We start from the raw sequence: 18,688 nt of genomic DNA, 5'->3' as shown, positions 1-18,688 counted from the left end.
ACCTTTAAATATCCATCATTACCTCTAACAGACCCCACAAAACACTTGTGTTTTTTGCCGTTGGGCTCAACAATTAAATGATGAATCCGACCAGCAGCCTGAAAAACCACTTTTTAATCGCCATGCCTAATCTGAGCGATCCCAACTTCTTTCGCAGTGTAACTTTGATCTGCGAACATAATGAAGAGGGTGCCATGGGTATTGTTGTTAATCATCCCACCGAAGTGACGACAACCGAATTGCTGGATCACCTGGAAATAAAAGTCAGTCATGACTTTATAGAAAGGCCCGTTCTCGCTGGCGGTCCGGTACAAACCGATCGGGGTTTTGTTATCCACAGAGGCGGTACAGACTGGCAATCGAGCCTGATGGTCAATGAACAGATCACCATTACTACCTCGCAGGATATTCTGAAAGCCATGCCCAAGCAAAAATCACTCAATGAAGCATTTGTTGCATTGGGTTACGCAGGCTGGGGTCCCGGACAGCTTGAACTGGAAATGGCGGAAAACTCCTGGCTAAGCACACCTGCCAATGCCGACATTTTATTCCAGACCAGCGTTGAACAACGTTGGGAAAAAGCCGCTGCACTACTGGGGATCGATATCGCTCAAATTTCCTCACTATCCGGGCACGCCTAACACCTGGCTAATGATCACAATCACACCTCCGAACAATCGCCATGCAATCAACGTCATCCAATAAATTTTATCGTCAGCTGTTAGCTTTTGATTTTGGCGATCGTTCCATTGGCGTTGCCTATGGCCAAGCCATAACTGGCAGCGCCCGACCGGTATCGGCACTAAAAGCAACTAATGGCCAACCCAATTGGGACGAAGTTGCCAAACTGCTTAAGACCTGGCAGCCAGATGCATTAGTGGTCGGCTGTCCGCTGAATATGGATGGTAGTGAGCAACAACTAACATTGCGCGCCCGTAAGTTTGCAAAGCGCTTGCATGGCCGCTTTGCAATACCGGTAGAAATGGTGGATGAACGATTGAGCACCGTTGAAGCCCGTGCCCGATTATTTGAACAGGGCGGCTATAAGGCTCTGGAAAAAGGCGCTGTCGACAACGCCTCGGCGGTAATTATTTTAGAATCCTGGTTTGCTGAAAACAACGAGTAAAACTGATCGCTAATCACTTAAGCAAAGGGATCATCTTCGGTTTCTTCCAGACTCATACTCGCAGCGGCACCACCACCAATTTGCAACTCGGGATCTTGCTCGGAACTGTCGAGTTTAATCATCAATCTTAGATCATTGGGTGAGTCTGCATGATGCAGGGCATCTTCATAGGTAACTTCGCCACTTTTAAACAATCTAAACAGTGCCTGATCGAAGGTTTGCATGCCGTGCTCGGTCGACTTGGCCATCAGATCTTTGATTAAATGCATCTCACCTTTACGAATATGATCGGCCACCAGCGGCGTATTAATTAACACTTCAATAGCGGCGCGTCGTCCTTTGCCATCGGGCGTTGGGATCAATTGCTGGGCAATAATAGCTCGCAAGTTCAGGGATAAATCCAACAATAGCTGATGTCGTTTTTCTTCCGGGAAGAAGTGAATGATTCGATCCAGTGCCTGATTCGCATTATTTGCATGCAAAGTACACATACACAGGTGACCGGTTTCGGCAAACGCCACCGCATAATCCATGGTTTCCGAAGCCCGTACCTCACCAATCAGAATCACATCGGGCGCTTGTCGCAAAGTATTTTTAAGTGCTGTTTCAAACGACTCGGTATCAAGGCCAACTTCGCGCTGCGTGATAATGCATTTACTGTGTTGATGGACAAACTCGATAGGATCTTCGATAGTAATGATATGACCCGAGGTAGTTTTATTACGATAACCAATCATTGCCGCAAGTGATGTAGATTTACCGGTACCGGTTGCACCAACAAAAATGATCAGTCCACGTTTGGTTAAACTAAGCTTCTTAAGCACTGCAGGTAAACGCAACTCATCAAGAGTAGGGATGGTAGTTTCAATTCGACGTAACACCATACCCACTTCGTTACGCTGCTGAAACGCACTGACACGAAAACGGCCTATCCCCGATGCACTGATAGCAAAGTTACATTCATGAGCCCTTGCAAACTCACGGCGCTGCTCTTCATTCATTACCGACAACACCACTTCGCGCGATTTTTCACCGTTTAGTGAACGCTGGGTTACCGGCATAATTTTACCGTTGATTTTAATCGACGGCGGCATGCCTGCCGTTATAAACAGGTCCGAAGCTTTCTTTTGGACCATTAATTTAAGCAGTGCTTCAAAATCCATCAGGGTTTCCTTTTAACCTAAAAGTCGTCTTTATTTTTGGCTTTATCACGAGCATCCTGCCGCGATACCAGACCTTTTGCTAATAAATCTTTCAAACACTGATCCAGTGTCTGCATACCATGTTGCGCCCCGGTTTGAATAGAGCTGTACATTTGTGCGATTTTATCTTCACGTATCAAGTTTCGAATAGCCGGTGTGCCAACCATTATTTCATGGCCTGCAACACGACCACCGCCCACTTTCTTCAACAGGGTCTGCGAAATAACCGCCATCAGGGATTCTGAAAGCATAGAACGGGTCATGTCTTTTTCTGCCGCAGGGAATACATCAACAATACGGTCAATGGTTTTTGCCGCTGACGAGGTGTGCAGGGTACCAAATACAAGGTGACCGGTTTCCGCCGCAGTTAGTGCCAGACGAATAGTTTCAAGGTCACGCATCTCACCCACCAGAATAATATCGGGATCTTCACGCAGCGCCGAACGCAATGCTTCGTTAAAGCCAAGAGTGTCTCGGTGAACCTCACGCTGGTTGATCAGACAACGCTTCGACTCATGCACAAACTCGATGGGATCTTCCACCGTCAAAATATGACCGTAATCGTTGTCATTAATGTAATCGATCATCGCGGCCAGTGTGGTACTTTTACCGGAACCGGTTGGGCCAGTCACCAGTACCAGCCCTCGGGGGTGCATACAAATTTCTTTAAAAACAGCAGGGGCACCCAGCTCTTCAAGCGTTAATACTTGCGAAGGAATGGTACGAAAAACCGCACCGGCACCACGATTGTGATTAAACGCATTAACACGGAAACGTGCTATACCGGGCAATTCAAACGAGAAATCGGTTTCTAGAAATTCTTCAAAATCTTTACGCTGCTTGTCGTTCATAATATCGTAGACAAGACTGTGTACGGTTTTATGATCCAGTGGCGGAACATTGATACGGCGAACATCGCCGTCAACCCGTATCATCGGTGGCAAGCCCGCCGACAGGTGTAAATCCGATGCTTTATTTTTAACACTAAATGCCAGTAATTCAGTAATATCCATCAGTGACCCCGGAAAGTTATATCATCCAGTTTATTCGTTTAAGTAATTTAGCAATAATAGTTGCTGAAATCAGTCGGCGAAATCGGAAACTGCCGATCAATCAACTATAGTTTAGACGCGAAATGACGTTTCTACTGCAGAATTACCCACTTTAACTGGCTTTTATTATTCAGTGACCGCAAGCAGCCCTTATGTCGATAAAACAAAATTTACACCAGATTGAGCAGCAAATAGAAGATGCCACGCAAAAGGCGCAACGAACTATTAACTCTGTCACATTGTTAGCAGTGAGTAAAGCTCAGAAAATCAATAAGATAGAAGAGGCTTACGCCGCAGGACAAAAACTGTTCGGCGAAAGTTATCTATCAGAAGCCATTGCTAAAATAGACGCCCTGAAGCACCTGGATATCGAGTGGCATTTCATCGGCCCTGTGCAAAGCAATAAAACACGCGACATTGCCCAACATTTTGATTGGGTTCAAAGTGTCGATCGCATCAAAATAGCCCGGAGACTAAACGAGCAACGACCGGATCATCTGCCACCTTTACAGATTACGGCACAGGTAAACCTTTTTCAGGAACACAGCAAGCAGGGCGCAGCACTGGATGAGCTAAACGAACTGCTTCAGTTTATTGACCAGCAGCCGAAACTGCATCTGCGCGGACTAATGAGTATTCCGCCAAAACAAGCGGATCCGGCGCTGCAACGGCAACAATTTCAGTCCATCCAGCAGATCTACCAGCAAAGCGTGGCACAATTTAATCAGCTCGATACCCTGTCAATGGGTATGTCAGATGATATGATCGCTGCTATCGCTTCAGGCAGCACAATGGTGCGCATTGGCACAGCACTGTTTGGCGCACGGCCTGATAACTGGAAACAGTAAGTCATTAGAAACAACTAGTCACTGGAAATAACAAATCATAGGTAACGCATGAGTAATCAAAATCAGCAATTGACCATTGGATTTATTGGCGCTGGCAATATGGCTTCTGCCATTGCCAGGGGTTTGGTAAAAAAAGGCCACAACCCTGAAAAAGTCATCATGTCTAACCGCAGCGCTGGCAAACTAGAACAGCTTGCCGATGAACTGTCTGTGCAAACCACACAAAATAATCAGGAAGTGTGCGATAAAGCCGATGTCATTTTACTCTCGGTAAAACCACAAATGATGGCCGATGCCATTTCCGAGCTGGACTTTTCAACAGTTCAGGTGGCGGTATCGGTGGCGGCCGGACTGACTACCGACAATCTCAAACAGATGACCCAGAATAAAGTGGCAATGGTTCGCTCAATGCCCAACACCCCTTCTATTGAACTTTGTGGTGCAACTGGCTTGTATGCTGACGATGCGGTTAAAAAGCAGCATGCGGAGTCGGTCAATTATGTGTTTGGCGCCATCGGCGAGTTTGAATGGGTACCAGATGAAAACCTGATGGATACCGTAACCGCACTGGCTGGCAGTTCACCCGCCTACTTTTTCCGCTTTATGGAAACCCTGATTGAAGCCGGAACAAAGCAGGGGATGGACGAGCAAACCGCACGCAATCTGGTGGTTCAAAGCGCACTAGGTGCGGCAACCCTGATTAAGAACCACCCTGATATTGCCATCAGTGAGCGCCGTACTCAGGTTACCTCTCCCAATGGCACCACAGCAGCAGCACTCGACAGTCTGGAACAAAGTGGTATAGCGGATATGGCAGACAAAGCCGTAAAAGCTGCGGTTAATCGCGGTAAAGAATTATCGGAAGGTAAGTAATCGTAACTTTTTAATTAGCAAATACAGTTAACCGATCGTATTAAGTCAAGCTGATCGCGATAATGATCAGCTTGATTTAATGACACCAAGTCCCGTTCAAAACCCATCTTTAAATACTCAGTTAATCAACCGATCATGCTTTTTTACAAACTTACCTTTAGAGTTTGGAAAAAGCCCATATAATGACAACAATCCTAAACAACAATACTGTTGCCCATGAATAATCCATTTGCATTTTTAATTACCCAGCTATTTGAACTTTATATTTACGTGATTTTAATACGGTTCTTTTTGCAGGCCGCAAGAGCCGATTTTTATAATCCAATATCCCAGTTTGTTGTTAAAGCAACCAACCCGGTTTTAGTGCCATTGCGGAAAATTATCCCAGGGGTAGCCGGTCTTGATGTCTCCTCCCTGATATTTGCTTATGCGGTAAATGTATTGAAATGGGTAGCGTTACAATCCCTTGGCTTCGTCAGTGTTGGCAGCCTTGTCACACTGGTATTGTTTTCTCTGGTGGAATTAATACACCTTACTTTAGGCTTATTTATCTTTTTAGCCTTTATACGAGTGATATTAAGCTGGATAAGTCCGGGTGGACACAACCCCATGGTTATGGTGGTTATGCAATTAACCGATCCCTTGTTTAAGCCGTTTCAGCGTATATTACCGCCCATGGGTGGCCTGGATTTATCGCCTATTTTAATGTTTATGGTGTTGTACTTTGCCCGCAGCGCAATAGCTTATTATATTTATCCGCTGGTTTTTTCCATTGCTTAATTAAAAACACCCAAAACCGATACTTTTCTTATCTCTTGAGGGTGCAGTAATGCGCCCCAGAGAGTTAATTTGACTAAGTTTCATTCAAATTATTTTTAGCATACAAGGCCATTTAATGGACTGGTCAGAATAAATCGTTAAGGCAGACTCACACTCTATACAACTCATTTTTGCCTGCTGAAAATGGTAATTTTTACTTACACTTCACACAATTTCTGACAAAATGTATGCAAGGTCACGTTTTTGTTCACTTTTTCTGCTAAACTCATTGGTCATATTTTGTTCAGCAGAGTTGTACGGGTCGTTTTAATATGAGCAATGATCAAATAGAAAACAGTCAGTTTGGTGAGTCAGTCAATGAGTTTGAACAATGGAAATCTTCCATTGGCAAAGAACTCCGTGGATTTCGCTTGTGGTCCAAGCGCAATCAGCTGACCAGCGAAGAGAGCGATTCCCGCATCAAGCATATGCTGGAAACGCTGAACAACGAATACCTCACCATTGCTTTTGCCGGTGAATTTTCTCGCGGCAAAACCGAATTGATCAATGCCATCTTTTTTGCCGATTACGGTCAGCGAATTTTACCTTCGCAAGCCGGCCGCACCACCATGTGCCCAACCGAACTATTTTTTGATCAGCACTCCAAAAGCTCTTATTTACGACTGCTGCCCATCGAAACACGCTTGCAAGACACGCCACTATCCGATTATCAGAGCATGACCAACCACTGGGTTGAAATTCCACTGGTAACCAACGATCCCGACGATATGGCTCATGCCATGCAAAGCATTACCCAGACCAAATCGGTCTCCCGTAAAGAAGCGCTAGAACTTGGTTTTGACGCCAATATGCTGGATGAAGACGAAGACAATCCGGAAAAAGTTGAAATTCCGGCGTGGCGTCATGCTTTGGTCAGCTTTGAACACCCGCTGCTAAAACAGGGTCTGCGAATTGTTGATACGCCTGGATTAAATGCACTCGGTAGTGAGCCCGAGCTCACCTACCATCTGCTGCCACAGGCACAGGCGGTGGTATTTGTACTGGCGGCCGATGCCGGTGTTACCGCCAGTGATCTGCAAATCTGGGAAGAGCATATTGAGCAACTGAAAAACCGTCCGAACCTTGGTTTGTACGCCGTACTGAATAAAATCGATGTACTCTGGGATGAATTATCTGGCCGCAAAAAGACCGAAAAAGCCATTAACCGGGTGGTTCGACAAACCTCTCGTCACTTGAAAATTCCTGAGTCCGATATTTTGCCTATTTCAGCGCAAAAAGCCCTGCTAGGCCGCATTAAAGATGACAAAGCACTTATTCTTCGCAGTCAAATCAATGATGTGGAAGATGTGTTGGCCAATACCATACTGGGCAACAAAGAAAGCGTAATGTGGGACAATATTATTGGTCAGTCTTCGCGCCTGATTGAAGACGCCCAGCAAGTATTAAAAAGCCGCAAAGAACAGTTGGAAAAACAGGCCGAAGAAATTAAAGGCATTCGTGGCAGCACCGAATCAGAGCTGAACGAGTTACTGGAAAAAAGCCGTATTGCCCAGCAAGAATTTAAAAAGCGTCAGCTTGCGCTACGCCCCAGCCAACGTCTGCTTGAACGACAAACCGAAGTATTACTGGATTCAATTGGTAAAGAGCCGCTAGATGAAATTATTCAGCGCACTTTGCATGAAATGGTGGAAAGTCGAACCAGTATTGGCATGATGCGTACCACGCGCCGTTTTTATCAGGCGATAGAGGCCATGATGAATGAGTTCTGCCGTGAAGCCGAGCTGAGCAATAAAATGGCCGAGTCCATGTACGCCAAGTTTTCTCGCGATTTTGATGTTGATCTGCTGGAAGCCCGTTATTTAAAAGCCAAAATATATCGCCGCGAACTGCAGCATCTGCTGGATGAGTCGAGTCAGCTTAATCGTAATTTAATGCTCACTCTGGCCGAACAAAGTGTCGCGGTAAAACGCTTCTTCACCACCACAGTGAACAACATTGCCATGTTCTTTAAGCACATTCGCAAAGAGCTGCGCCAGTGGTCACGTGAGGTTATGTTGCCTTTGCTGCAACAGGTTAATTCATTACGCGATCTGCTGGATCAAAACCATCAACAACTGCTCGCTCTAAAACATAATGAAGCCACGGTGGAAGGGCGATTAAAAGCACTTAAAACACTGATTTTTGAACTGGATACTGAAATTCAGAACGCCAGCCGTTCACTGGAAAAGCTGCATGAATCAGCACCGCAAAAAAACAGCAGCAATGTGGTGAAACTGGCAAGCGTACGTCGATAAACTGACACAGACGATCTATACTTATACTCCGAGACAAAAATTAAAAGCGGCGGGCAAACCTAAGCTCGTTGCGTACACGCAGAGGAGATAATAATGAAGCTGCTTTATCGTTTTATCCTGCTGGCCTTTGCAGGCGCGGTAACACTTTCGTTGGCTGCAAATGACAACAGCACACAAGTCGATGGCTATACTCTTCACTACAGTGTGTTTAACAGTGACTTTTTACAACCTGAAGTAGCCGCTCACTATGGGTTAAAACGCTCCAAGTCGATAGCGCTTGTCAACATTACCGTTATGGACACAGACACCGAAAAAACCGTTATGGCCAATATTACAGGTAATGCCTATAATCTGGCCGGTCAAATGAAAGACTTGGCTTTTAAAGAAATTAGAGAAGGCGAAACCACCTATTACATTGCCAACTTTCGTTTTTCCAACGAAGAAAACCTGACCTTCAAATTAAATGTTAAACCTGCGGGACAAGATAAAACTCTTCCGTTGCAATTTACCCAGACGGTTTACACCTCTAAGTAAAGCAGGGCAGAAATACTACTAAGGTTAAAAACAGGTCTCGATACGAAACCTAAAAAGGCGGATTCGACTATTGGGTTTAATCCGCCAACGCCGTTAACTCTTTTAAAAACTAGCTCTTTTAAAAATTAGCTCTATTCAAAATAGGCTCGCTTTAAACTTAACTCTCTTTAAATAAGACGTCCTTAATATAAGTCATCCTTTATACATTAATCATCCTGTTCTCTGTGTGCATTGCTGCTACAGCTACTTTATAATTTCAATTATTAATAAAACCATCAAAGCCGACTCCCTTATGCTTGATATTGTACTTGCCAGCGGTAACCCGAAAAAAATTGCCGAACTGCAACATATTCTGACGCCTTATCAACACACGATCACACCACAAAAACAGTTAGGCATCAGCGATGCCATTGAGGATGGCCTCAGTTTTGTCGAAAACGCCATCATTAAAGCGCGTCATGCCTGCTTACACAGTGGCAAACCGGCCATATCCGATGACTCAGGCATTGAAGTGGACGCATTAAGTGGCGAGCCGGGTATCTACTCTGCCCGTTACGCAGGAGAACCCAGCAATGACGCTGCTAATAATCGAAAGCTGCTGGAGCAACTCGAAGGCATTGCAGAGCCAGCCCGCACGGCGCGTTACCAGTGCGTGATTGTTTATATGCGTCATGCAAAAGACCCAACGCCCGTGATCTGCCAAGGCAGCTGGGAAGGCTACATACTTAATTCACCCAGAGGCGAAGGCGGATTTGGCTACGACCCTTTGTTTTTTTGTCCGGAATATAAAATGAGCGCTGCGGAGTTAACCAATGAACAAAAACACGCCATCAGTCATCGCGGCAAAGCCTTATCACAATTAATGACCTACTTAAAAACTGGCGCTCTATGATTGCCCTGTCGTCACTGCCACCGCTATCGCTTTACATCCATATACCCTGGTGTGTAAAAAAGTGTCCCTATTGCGATTTTAATTCTCACACGCAAAAAGCCGAATTACCGGAACAGGCTTATATTGATGCTTTGCTTGAGGATTTAACCCGGCAATTACCCCAGGTGTGGGGACGACGATTGCACAGTATCTTTATTGGCGGTGGCACACCCAGTCTGTTTTCTGCAGAATCTCTGGATCGTCTGCTAAGTGGAATCCGCTCATTGATCCCGTTTAACTTTGATATAGAAATTACCCTGGAAGCCAACCCGGGTACTGCCGAAGCCGATAAATTCAAAGGTTTCTTTGATGCTGGCATCAACCGTTTATCCATCGGTGTTCAAAGCTTTAACGATTCGCACTTAAAAACTCTCGGCCGCATTCATTCGGCAAATGAAGTTGATCGCGCGATCGACTTTGCCAACAAAGCGGGCTTTCAGCGCATTAATCTTGATTTAATGCACGGACTACCGGGCCAATCCATCAGTAATGCCCAGCAAGATTTACTGCGAGCCATTGATAGTCAGGTCAGTCATATTTCCTGGTATCAGCTAACGCTGGAGCCGAATACTCTGTTTTACCAACAGCCGCCAAGCTTACCCGCAGACGATACATTAACGGATATTCAGGATGCAGGAGAAAGTTTGCTGGCGAATAATGGCTTTCATAAATACGAAGTGTCGGCTTACGCCAAACAATCCTCGTTGCAAAGTCAGCACAATCTGAACTATTGGTCATTTGGCGATTATCTGGCAATTGGCGCAGGCGGTCACGGCAAAATAACGCTTCCGGCAGAGCAACAGATTTTACGCTACAGCCAGTTTCGCAGTCCGAAAGATTATTTGAATGCCGATAAGCCTTACACACAGACGTCCCATGCTATTGATATCAATGAGTTGCCACTGGAGTTTATGATGAACGCCATGCGGCTCACCGGCGGCGTGCCCGAAGTATTTTTTAATGAACGAACCGGCCTTGCGATTAGCGTTATTGAAAGTCAGCTATCCAAAGCTGAAACAAAAGGATTATTAGTTCGGGAAAATGGCTGGCTAAAACCAACGCTTCAAGGCCAGCGTTTTTTAAATGATCTGTTGGAAATTTTTATGCCGGAACATTTTAAAATGCCAAAGCAAATTCCCGTGACAAAAGTAGAGTAAATTCTTAAGCATGTTTAACTTTCGTGATTAGAGATTCGCTAAGACTGCTTTTTAAACATTAAATCCCAGACACCATGGCCGAGTTTCTGCCCGCGATGTTCAAACTTGGTTAATGGCCTGTCCGAAGGTCGTGGAATAAAATCGTCGCTTTCCGAACAGTTACGCCAACCTGTCACCTGTTTCATCACATTAAGCATATAGTGGGCGTAGTTTTCCCAATCAGTAGCCATGTGCAAAAAGCCTTCGGGTTTTAGTTTTGTTCGGCAATGATCAACAAAATGCGTCTGGATAATTCGCCGTTTATGGTGACGTTTTTTATGCCAGGGATCGGGAAAATAAACTTGAATGCCATCGAGCGATTCAGGCGCAATCATCTGTTCAAGCACCTCAACGGCATCGTGATTGATCACTCTTAAATTGATCAGCTCATATTCTTCGGCTAACAACAGACAGGCACCAACACCGGGTGTATGCACTTCTATGCCAAGATAATTATTATCACGATGATTTGCCGCTTGCTCTGCCAGCGACTTTCCCATGCCAAAGCCAATTTCAAGGATCACCGGATTGGTGTTGCCAAACAACTCGGTAAAATCTATCGACTTGCTTGAAAACACCACACCCATTTGTGGAAAATAGGTGTCCATGGCTCGTTGCTGACCTTTGGTCATACGGCCTTCTCGTAACACAAAGCTGCGGATTTTTCGCATAAACTGAGGTTGCCGGGTGTCATTCATAATGGGATGTCGTTCGCTGTCGTGTTGATTCACAATTTACAATAGTTGATTACAGTAGGTTTGTTTAAATAAGGAGTTTACACAAGGTAGCCTGATTAAACGAACCTTCCCAGATCACACCCAAAACATCCCATACCGCGCAGATACTGAATTCGAGCGATTGTAGCAAAGTTCAAAAGGCGACACACCTGCCGACTTGGGCAAGATTCAGGAAAAAATGTCACGTTATTTCTTGCTTCTAAGTTATTCCTCGTTATTCTTAAAAAAATGCTCGGTTAAAACGATATACTGACCAGCCAGTTAAAGCGGCTGATTGAAACCAACCCATAACGCACTGATAAAATAAAAAAGGCAACCATCACCGCATGTTTGATTTACCTTCAATCCCGAATAACCATGCTCTGGCAGTATTAATACTGACCGTGATTGCGCTTTATCTTTTCCGCCGCGAAGATATTCCACTGGAAACCAGCTGCCTTGCGGTATTGTTGCTTGTAACGGTTGGTTTTGAAATTTTCCCCTATGTGCCTCCGGCACAGGCTGAACGAATAGAAGCGACGCAATTTTTCTCCGGTTTTGGTCATGAAGCATTGGTGTCGGTATGCGCATTGATGATGGCCGGTCAGGGGTTAGTGCGCACCGGCGCACTGGAACCTATTGGTCGGGTGCTGGCCAAAGTGTGGAAGACGTCACCGGTTATCTCCCTGTTGCTAACCCTGATTGTTGGCGCTGTTCTTAGTGCGTTTATGAACAACACGCCGATAGTGGTTTTACTGCTGCCCATTTTAATCAGCGTATCGCTTAAAACCAAATCATCGGCCTCATCCGTGTTAATGCCCATGGGTCTTGGCACTCTGGTTGGCGGCATGTCCACCACAATAGGCACATCAACCAATCTGCTGGTGGTATCCGTTGCTGCCGATATGGGCATGCGCAGGCTCGATATGTTTGATTTTATGCCAGCTGCCGCCATTGCCGGTGCTGTAGCAATTGTTTATTTGTGGTTAATTGCGCCCAGAATTATTCCGGAACGTACCGCTTCCATGTCCGACAGCTCGCCCAGGCTGTTTACTGCTCACTTAACCATTCAGGAAGACGGTTACGCCAACGGCAAAACACTTGCCGAAGTGATCAATCAGGCAGGCGGCCATATGAAAGTTGAACGCATTCAACGAGGCGAAGAAACCGATACGCGAATATTACCCATGCCCGATGTGGTGCTTAACGCCGGTGATCGACTGCGCGTTTCCGATACCCCGGATAATCTTAAAGAATACGAATCTTCCATTGGTGCCAGGTTGTTCAAGGGTAAACAGATGGTGGACGATGAACACCCACTGGTGGCCGAAGATCAACAGCTGGCCGAAGTTGTTGTTGTCCCCGGTTCACCTCTTGCGGGATCAACCCTAAAAAATGTCCGTTTTATTGATCAATTTAAACTGGTAGCCATAGCGCTGCACCGAGGCGGTAAAGCCATCGATCTGTATCGTAAGCTTGGCAATGTATCGCTGCACGTGGGCGATGTTTTATTGGTTCAAGGGCCGCGCGAGAATATATCGAAAATGAAAAAAGAAGGTGAGCTGTTAGTATTAGACGCCACCACTGATCTGCCACATTCCGATAAAGCACCCGTGGCACTGGGCATTATGGCGAGCATTATCTTTTTTGCGGCGCTTGGCATTTTACCCATTTCAGTCAGCGCCCTGTGCGGGGTAATTTTGATGTTAATCACCCGCTGCATGAGCTGGCGCGACGCATCACTGGCATTAAGCACCCAGGTGGTTCTTATCGTTGTCGCATCGCTCGCTCTCGGTGAAGCCCTGTTACTCACAGGAGGCGCCGATTATCTGGCGCAATCTTTTGTCGCCGTATTCTCTGGTGCACCGCCGGTGGTTATCTTAAGTGGCCTGATGCTATTGCTGGCCATTTTGACCAATGTTGTGTCGAATAATGCAGCAGCGGTTATTGGTACTCCAATAGCCATATCGGTGGCGTCACAACTTCAGCTTTCACCAGAACCCTTTGTAATTGCAGTACTGTTTGGCGCCAATATGAGTTATGCCACACCCGTGGCGTATAAAACTAACCTGCTGGTAATGAACGCCGGTGGCTATCAGTTTTCCGACTTTGTTCGAATTGGTGGGCCGCTGGTGATTTTGATGTGGATAGTGTTGAGTTTTGTGGTGCCTATGTTGCATCCTCTGACGCCGAGTTAGAGTGAAACTTATTACTTAAACGTTTATCTATACACTGGGTTTCGCCCCGTCGGGCGACCCACTTTCTTTCAAGAGCAAAAGAAAGTAGGCAAAGAATACCCTGTCGCTCGCCGCTAGGCACTTGTTTCGTATTCTATCTAACTCAATAAATATTCCTGACCGTTAATAATTGTCGGAAAATTCTTGTGTCGGGCAGGGAAGATTAGAGTTGTAAGATTGGATAATTCATTTTTAATCGAAACTCTTAAACTCGCCTGTTTTTTTAAAGAACTAAAAACACTGTGCTTATCTGCTTTAAAAAAAGCCAAAAAGCTCATGCCTCATACTAACTAAAGTTGTCTAACAACTCAGAACAAATCTTAACTGGCACTAAAAGATTTATCAGGCTTCTCCCAGGTTACAGAAGTACACTATAGATTTGAAACATTCTGAACAAATGCCACAGCGGCTAGCGTAGGGCATTTTTTGCCTACTTTTTTTTGCTCTTGAAAAAAAGTGGGTCGCCCGGCTGGGCGAAAAGCGATATCACATAAACCTAGAATTACCTTCCCCCTAAAACCTCAATTTTGTACACTCCCTCCCACACTCACCAACGAGAACTCCGATTGGATCCAAAAGATTTTCAACGCGCTGTCTTAAACTTCTACCAGCAACATGGCCGAAAAAATTTGCCATGGCAGCAAGATAAAACCCATTACCGTGTCTGGGTGTCTGAAATTATGCTGCAGCAAACTCAGGTGGCAACGGTTATTCCTTACTACAAACGATTTATGACAAAGTTTCCGACGCTGGAAGATTTGGCAAAAGCTTCGCAGGATGATGTGCTGACCTTATGGACCGGACTTGGTTATTACTCGCGCGCGCGCAACCTGCATAAGTGTGCTCAGGTAATCGTGAATGAGCATAATGGACGCTGGCCAGATACCGTTGTCGAACTGGAACAACTGCCCGGCATTGGCCGCTCAACGGCAGGGGCGATCCATTCGTTAAGCACCGGAAAACCCGCCGCTATATTGGACGGCAATGTGAAGCGAGTGTTATGTCGGTTCTATCAGATTGAAGGTTGGCCCGGTCAAAGCAAAGTCCATAAAGAGTTGTGGCAAATTGCTGAGAAGCTGTCGCCAGAGCAGCGGGCCGACGAATATAATCAGGCAATGATGGATCTGGGCGCGACTTTGTGTACCCGCCGTAACCCTGACTGCGAACAATGTCCGTTAGTCTCTCACTGCAAAGCTTATCAACAAGGTACTCAACACCAGTACCCCAACAGTAAACCAAAAGCCAACAAACCGGTACGTCAGGCAGCGTTTGCCATTGTACAAAGCCAAAATAAAGTTTTACTGGAAAAGCGTCCTTCCACCGGGATCTGGGGGGGCCTATGGTCATTACCACAGGCCGAATCTTCTCAGTTATTGAGCGATTATTTAATTCAATTAAGCGCCGCGGTAGTTTCGACCGATGACTTGCCGCATCAACAGGCGCTATCGCCTTTTCGCCATACCTTTAGTCATTTTCATCTGGATATTCAGCCATACTTACTGGTAACCAAACAATCGCCGCAAGTAATGGACGAAAGCCAATTAAGGTGGCAGGATCTAGCAAAACTTGATCAGATAGGTTTACCCGGTCCAGTGCTCAAACTTTTAAAACAACTTAACGGATCGACTGACCATTAAACATTCTTCAGGAGTCACCATGTCACGCACCGTGCACTGTAAAAAACTCGATAAAGAATTACCCGGCCTTAATGCACCCACCTACCCAGGTGAGCTTGGACAAAAAATATACAAAGAAATTTCCATGCAGGCGTGGCAAATGTGGCTGCAACACCAAACCATGTTGATCAATGAGAAACGTTTGAACGTTATTGAACCAGAAACGCGAAAATATCTGGCCGGTGAAATGGAGAAATTTTTGTTTGGTGGCGATTACGACAAGCCTGAAGGTTATATTCCACCAGAAAAGGCCGAATAATTGCTGGCAAAAGCTTGACTTCAAAGCGCTAAATCGGTTTAATACGCGCTCTTTCGAAAACGCCCTAATTTTTAGGCCGAAAGAGCAGAATTTATCGAACTTGGCTCAATGCCATGTTTGAGAAATAGAGTTCCGAGTTAGCTCTTAAAACACAAACTCTTCTAAAGTGGCCTGGTAGCTCAGTTGGTAGAGCAGAGGATTGAAAATCCTTGTGTCGGCAGTTCAACTCTGCCCCGGGCCACCATTATTCCAAAGGGTTTGTAGTTAATAACTACAAACCCTTTTTTATTGGGGTTACGTTTTCAATTATTTTTTGAAGTTCAGTAAATCTTTGCAGTGCACAATTAATTTCGAAACTTCAATCATATATCCCTTCAAAGCTTGAAGGCCAACCATGGTCTATACCATTTAGAGTGGCATTATTTATCTCTCTATATTCTTCAACAAAGGCATTATAGTCGTCTAGGGTTTCATCTGGAATGGGTAGCACGACCACATAATTATCGATTATACAAAGCAATACATTTCTTTTTTGAAAGTAAATTATTTTATTTTCTCCATCAATCTCAGAAGTTTTCCTGAATAAAAAACCTTCAAAATAATCTTTCTCTGGATAAATAATTTGCTTCCTAACTTCATCAGTTGAATTTGATTTACAAAAAGAATATCCAAATTTCGCAACGCATGCCAAAAATGCAGATTTTAAGAATGATAACTCAATATTTCGCTCTTTAAATCTTTGTGAAGTAGTCAAATTAAAGCTTAATCCACGGAAGTCACCGTCAGACATGATTTTTAATTGGCTTAACTGTTGGCTTATTTGTTTTGGGTCGTTTGTGTTTCTCAGCACTTCTATATTGACCCTTCCATCATCAACTTGAAGCTTTACATCTGTTTCTATGCCTGATAAATTCATTTTAAATCTATGAGGACTATCATTACTTAATTGAAATACAGCTTCTATTGCAGAGATTAATTTATTTTTCTTTTTAAAATCGCCTTCAAACAAATAGCCGGAAGAATTATTGCATTTCTTACATGTTAGAATTATTCCTTTGCCACCGGTAGACTTAGGCGGCACATGCTCTAACGATAAGAGTCCTTCACTAAGATCGTTAGCGTCAAATGATTTAAGACAAAGTGGGCAAACATAAACTCCAATCCTGCCGAGTACTTTTTCAGCTAACCTGACCCCAGTATTGAAAATGCTTAAGTTTTCCATTTATTTTTCATTCTCTCCACAGGTCCTCATTAGACGGATTTAATTTAAAAATAAGATCCATTCTTACGGTTTTGGTCTCAGAAATGTTCATCCTCTAACTTACCAATACTAAACAGAAGATCTGATGCAATAAAAAAGAAAGCTAAAATCTCTATCTCATTGTTTTTTAAGGCTTTTTATAATTTCAACGTCTTAGTTCGGCCTTTGAGTAAAGAACCAGTAAAGAAAATACTTTATGTCCACCAAGGAGCATAACCAGCCCTTGGTCTATCTTGCTCCGCAGGCTTAATAAGGTTGGCATCAAGTGCTGCATTTATTACTTTTGTCGCTTGAGCAGGGCTTTTTTGAGGATCAATTCCAAACCGCTCACAAAGGCTAGCGTTCTTCATTCTTTCTCCACTTAAGTATTTTATTACTGCGTGCTGGTAACATGCTCTTATACGCTCGTCGATACTCATATTGGCAAATGAACGAGGTGCATATAGCGTAGCTTGCATCGAATTTTCTTCCGCTTGAAACTTAGGGGCAGGTAATTGAAAAAGCTCTGCACTGATAATGACCTTATCGAGTCCACTGCCTTGCTCTTCACATAGACCCATTCTACGCATTAGCGAAGCAAGAACATCATTTCTAGAACGAGGCGGTTGGTCGATCATTCGATCTGTGTGCACTAAGGGTGTTCCAGGATTAGTAATTTCCAATCGGTCAGAAAAAAGCTCCACTTGAGGGCCTGCTCCACGAACGGTCATATCCTGATGAATGAGAGCATTAGCAATAAGCTCTCTAATTGCTATCTCTGGATAAAGCTTCTGCTGCTCTCTAAAAACAGCCCCAATATGTTCATTTTGTGGCAGTAAATTATTCAGGTATTCAACAAGCCCTTCAAAGCCAATAGCATATCCCTTACGACCATCTTGTCGATGCGTTACGATTGCAGCCTTATTATTCCCATCATACGCTATAAACCTTACGCCTTTTCGAGCAAGCGCAGCATCGAACTGTTGTAGATCATTAGCAAATAAGATCGCACCCAAATTTGTAATATTCCAATGCTCACCAACATCTTTAGTAATCAAAAGATCGGCTTCTAATCCCTCAAGTATCCCCTTTTTATTTTCTGGTAGTCTTTGCTGAGTCAGTTTGAAATATTTCGGATAATCAAGTAGCTCCAATACGTCATCAGCGCTAATAAATGATTTGGCTATGGCCTTTTCCCAAGTAAAAGGCTTTATGTTATCTATTAGTTTTTGAAAACGGTCAGGATAATCTAATAACTTTGGGGTTGCGCTACCAATTCTGACATAAGGAATATTGTCATACGAAACAGGCGCTGATGTCGCAGCTGGTATTTCCAACAAAACAACCTTTCCTTTTGGATGCTCCACTACACGAAACTCAAAAGCAATGCTCGGGTTAAGTCGGCTAGATAACCAAAATTCGAATACCTGATTTCCTACTGTTTGTTTATTTGGCTCGAACGTAGTTCCAATAACTTGCTGAGTTTCATCGTCAACACCCCATAAAACGTAGGCAAAGTCTTTCTGGGCGATACGGGCAGCATTTGACATAGCTGAACATAACTTGCCTACCATTTCAGGTTTAAAGTTATTATGTTTAAATTCAACCAAAGCATTTTCAGCTGATTGGCTACATAACTCATCCACTAAAACAATATCACGTTCAATTGTCATCAACTTCTCTCTATCATAATAGATCTAATAGTATCGCCAAACACCAAGTCA

At 44.4% G+C, this 18,688-nt stretch carries 17 protein-coding genes and 1 tRNA gene; 13 read left to right on the top strand and 5 right to left on the bottom strand.

What is annotated here, in order from left to right; genetic code table 11:
• The first annotated feature begins 77 nt into the window (after window positions 1-77).
• Window positions 78-641 carry a YqgE/AlgH family protein gene (locus C8D97_RS15655; protein WP_245411474.1) on the top strand — a complete coding sequence of 188 codons (564 nt, stop codon included), beginning with the start codon at window positions 78-80 and terminating at the stop codon, window positions 639-641.
• A 41-nt stretch (window positions 642-682) separates the two neighbouring features.
• The gene (ruvX, locus tag C8D97_RS15650; RefSeq protein WP_109764739.1) at window positions 683-1,126 is read left to right on the top strand and encodes a Holliday junction resolvase RuvX; all 444 of its coding nucleotides are present in this window, start codon (window positions 683-685) and stop codon (window positions 1,124-1,126) included.
• 17 nt (window positions 1,127-1,143) lie between these two features.
• Here ruvX and C8D97_RS15645 read toward each other — a convergent pair whose 3' ends face one another.
• On the bottom strand, window positions 1,144-2,289 hold the full coding sequence (locus tag C8D97_RS15645) for a PilT/PilU family type 4a pilus ATPase (protein ID WP_109764738.1): 1,146 nt from the start codon (window positions 2,287-2,289) through the stop codon (window positions 1,144-1,146).
• Between the two features lie 17 nt (window positions 2,290-2,306).
• Window positions 2,307-3,341 (bottom strand): type IV pilus twitching motility protein PilT, encoded by a 1,035-nt coding sequence (locus C8D97_RS15640; protein ID WP_109764737.1) that lies wholly within the window; start codon window positions 3,339-3,341, stop codon window positions 2,307-2,309.
• Window positions 3,342-3,532: 191 nt separating this feature from the next.
• On the opposite strand from C8D97_RS15640, the gene C8D97_RS15635 reads away from it, so the two are divergent.
• From C8D97_RS15635 to hemW, 7 genes are all read left to right on the top strand, one after another.
• On the top strand, window positions 3,533-4,228 hold the full coding sequence (locus C8D97_RS15635) for a YggS family pyridoxal phosphate-dependent enzyme (RefSeq protein ID WP_109764736.1): 696 nt from the start codon (window positions 3,533-3,535) through the stop codon (window positions 4,226-4,228).
• A 48-nt stretch (window positions 4,229-4,276) separates the two neighbouring features.
• On the top strand, window positions 4,277-5,101 hold the full coding sequence (gene proC / locus C8D97_RS15630) for a pyrroline-5-carboxylate reductase (protein ID WP_109764735.1): 825 nt from the start codon (window positions 4,277-4,279) through the stop codon (window positions 5,099-5,101).
• Between the two features lie 216 nt (window positions 5,102-5,317).
• The gene (locus C8D97_RS15625; RefSeq protein ID WP_109764734.1) at window positions 5,318-5,881 is read left to right on the top strand and encodes a YggT family protein; all 564 of its coding nucleotides are present in this window, start codon (window positions 5,318-5,320) and stop codon (window positions 5,879-5,881) included.
• Window positions 5,882-6,192: 311 nt separating this feature from the next.
• Window positions 6,193-8,175: a dynamin family protein gene (locus C8D97_RS15620; RefSeq protein WP_109764733.1), complete on the top strand. Its 1,983-nt coding sequence runs from the start codon at window positions 6,193-6,195 to the stop codon at window positions 8,173-8,175.
• Between the two features lie 93 nt (window positions 8,176-8,268).
• Complete coding sequence (locus tag C8D97_RS15615; RefSeq protein WP_109764732.1) at window positions 8,269-8,709, top strand: DUF4426 domain-containing protein; 441 nt, start codon at window positions 8,269-8,271, stop codon at window positions 8,707-8,709.
• Window positions 8,710-9,001: 292 nt separating this feature from the next.
• Window positions 9,002-9,601, top strand: a complete 600-nt coding sequence (gene rdgB / locus C8D97_RS15610; protein WP_109764731.1) for an RdgB/HAM1 family non-canonical purine NTP pyrophosphatase — start codon at window positions 9,002-9,004, stop codon at window positions 9,599-9,601.
• On the top strand, window positions 9,598-10,797 hold the full coding sequence (hemW, locus tag C8D97_RS15605; RefSeq protein ID WP_109764730.1) for a radical SAM family heme chaperone HemW: 1,200 nt from the start codon (window positions 9,598-9,600) through the stop codon (window positions 10,795-10,797). Before rdgB ends, hemW begins: the two co-directional genes overlap by 4 nt.
• Window positions 10,798-10,835: 38 nt before the next feature.
• On the opposite strand, the gene trmB is transcribed toward hemW, so the two are convergent.
• Complete coding sequence (trmB, locus tag C8D97_RS15600; RefSeq protein ID WP_245411473.1) at window positions 10,836-11,567, bottom strand: tRNA (guanosine(46)-N7)-methyltransferase TrmB; 732 nt, start codon at window positions 11,565-11,567, stop codon at window positions 10,836-10,838.
• 332 nt (window positions 11,568-11,899) lie between these two features.
• On the opposite strand from trmB, the gene C8D97_RS15595 reads away from it, so the two are divergent.
• From C8D97_RS15595 to C8D97_RS15580, 4 genes are all read left to right on the top strand, one after another.
• The gene (locus C8D97_RS15595; RefSeq protein WP_109764729.1) at window positions 11,900-13,750 is read left to right on the top strand and encodes an SLC13 family permease; all 1,851 of its coding nucleotides are present in this window, start codon (window positions 11,900-11,902) and stop codon (window positions 13,748-13,750) included.
• A 605-nt stretch (window positions 13,751-14,355) separates the two neighbouring features.
• A complete protein-coding gene (gene mutY / locus C8D97_RS15590) occupies window positions 14,356-15,426 on the top strand; it encodes an A/G-specific adenine glycosylase (RefSeq protein ID WP_109764728.1) in 1,071 nt (356 codons plus the stop codon).
• Window positions 15,427-15,445: 19 nt separating this feature from the next.
• Window positions 15,446-15,724: an oxidative damage protection protein gene (locus C8D97_RS15585; protein ID WP_109764727.1), complete on the top strand. Its 279-nt coding sequence runs from the start codon at window positions 15,446-15,448 to the stop codon at window positions 15,722-15,724.
• A gap of 168 nt (window positions 15,725-15,892) precedes the next feature.
• A tRNA-Phe gene (locus tag C8D97_RS15580) sits at window positions 15,893-15,968 on the top strand.
• Between the two features lie 114 nt (window positions 15,969-16,082).
• Here C8D97_RS15580 and C8D97_RS15575 read toward each other — a convergent pair.
• Both C8D97_RS15575 and C8D97_RS15570 read right to left on the bottom strand, forming a co-directional pair.
• Window positions 16,083-16,946, bottom strand: coding sequence for an HNH endonuclease (locus tag C8D97_RS15575; protein ID WP_109764726.1), 864 nt, complete (start codon window positions 16,944-16,946; stop codon window positions 16,083-16,085).
• Window positions 16,947-17,179: 233 nt separating this feature from the next.
• Window positions 17,180-18,637 (bottom strand): ATP-binding protein, encoded by a 1,458-nt coding sequence (locus tag C8D97_RS15570; RefSeq protein WP_109764725.1) that lies wholly within the window; start codon window positions 18,635-18,637, stop codon window positions 17,180-17,182.
• Window positions 18,638-18,688 lie beyond the last annotated feature (51 nt).

It is taken from the genome of Pleionea mediterranea (assembly GCF_003148745.1).
Classification (GTDB): domain Bacteria; phylum Pseudomonadota; class Gammaproteobacteria; order Enterobacterales; family Kangiellaceae; genus Pleionea; species Pleionea mediterranea.
Note: the sequence above shows the minus strand (reverse complement) of the source record. Positions and strands in the feature narration are given on the sequence as shown.

Excerpts from the sequence above, each read along its gene's own strand:
- C8D97_RS15655 (WP_245411474.1), top strand. The coding sequence starts at position 78 with ATGATGAATCCGACCAGCAGCCTGAAAAACCACTTTTTAATCGCCATG.
- C8D97_RS15640 (WP_109764737.1), bottom strand. The coding sequence starts at position 3,341 with ATGGATATTACTGAATTACTGGCATTTAGTGTTAAAAATAAAGCATCG.
- ruvX (WP_109764739.1), top strand. The coding sequence starts at position 683 with ATGCAATCAACGTCATCCAATAAATTTTATCGTCAGCTGTTAGCTTTT.
- proC (WP_109764735.1), top strand. The coding sequence starts at position 4,277 with ATGAGTAATCAAAATCAGCAATTGACCATTGGATTTATTGGCGCTGGC.
- C8D97_RS15595 (WP_109764729.1), top strand. The coding sequence starts at position 11,900 with ATGTTTGATTTACCTTCAATCCCGAATAACCATGCTCTGGCAGTATTA.
- C8D97_RS15570 (WP_109764725.1), bottom strand. The coding sequence starts at position 18,637 with ATGACAATTGAACGTGATATTGTTTTAGTGGATGAGTTATGTAGCCAA.
- C8D97_RS15585 (WP_109764727.1), top strand. The coding sequence starts at position 15,446 with ATGTCACGCACCGTGCACTGTAAAAAACTCGATAAAGAATTACCCGGC.
- C8D97_RS15575 (WP_109764726.1), bottom strand. The coding sequence starts at position 16,946 with ATGGAAAACTTAAGCATTTTCAATACTGGGGTCAGGTTAGCTGAAAAA.
- hemW (WP_109764730.1), top strand. The coding sequence starts at position 9,598 with ATGATTGCCCTGTCGTCACTGCCACCGCTATCGCTTTACATCCATATA.
- C8D97_RS15635 (WP_109764736.1), top strand. The coding sequence starts at position 3,533 with ATGTCGATAAAACAAAATTTACACCAGATTGAGCAGCAAATAGAAGAT.
- rdgB (WP_109764731.1), top strand. The coding sequence starts at position 9,002 with ATGCTTGATATTGTACTTGCCAGCGGTAACCCGAAAAAAATTGCCGAA.
- C8D97_RS15645 (WP_109764738.1), bottom strand. The coding sequence starts at position 2,289 with ATGGATTTTGAAGCACTGCTTAAATTAATGGTCCAAAAGAAAGCTTCG.
- C8D97_RS15625 (WP_109764734.1), top strand. The coding sequence starts at position 5,318 with ATGAATAATCCATTTGCATTTTTAATTACCCAGCTATTTGAACTTTAT.
- C8D97_RS15620 (WP_109764733.1), top strand. The coding sequence starts at position 6,193 with ATGAGCAATGATCAAATAGAAAACAGTCAGTTTGGTGAGTCAGTCAAT.
- C8D97_RS15615 (WP_109764732.1), top strand. The coding sequence starts at position 8,269 with ATGAAGCTGCTTTATCGTTTTATCCTGCTGGCCTTTGCAGGCGCGGTA.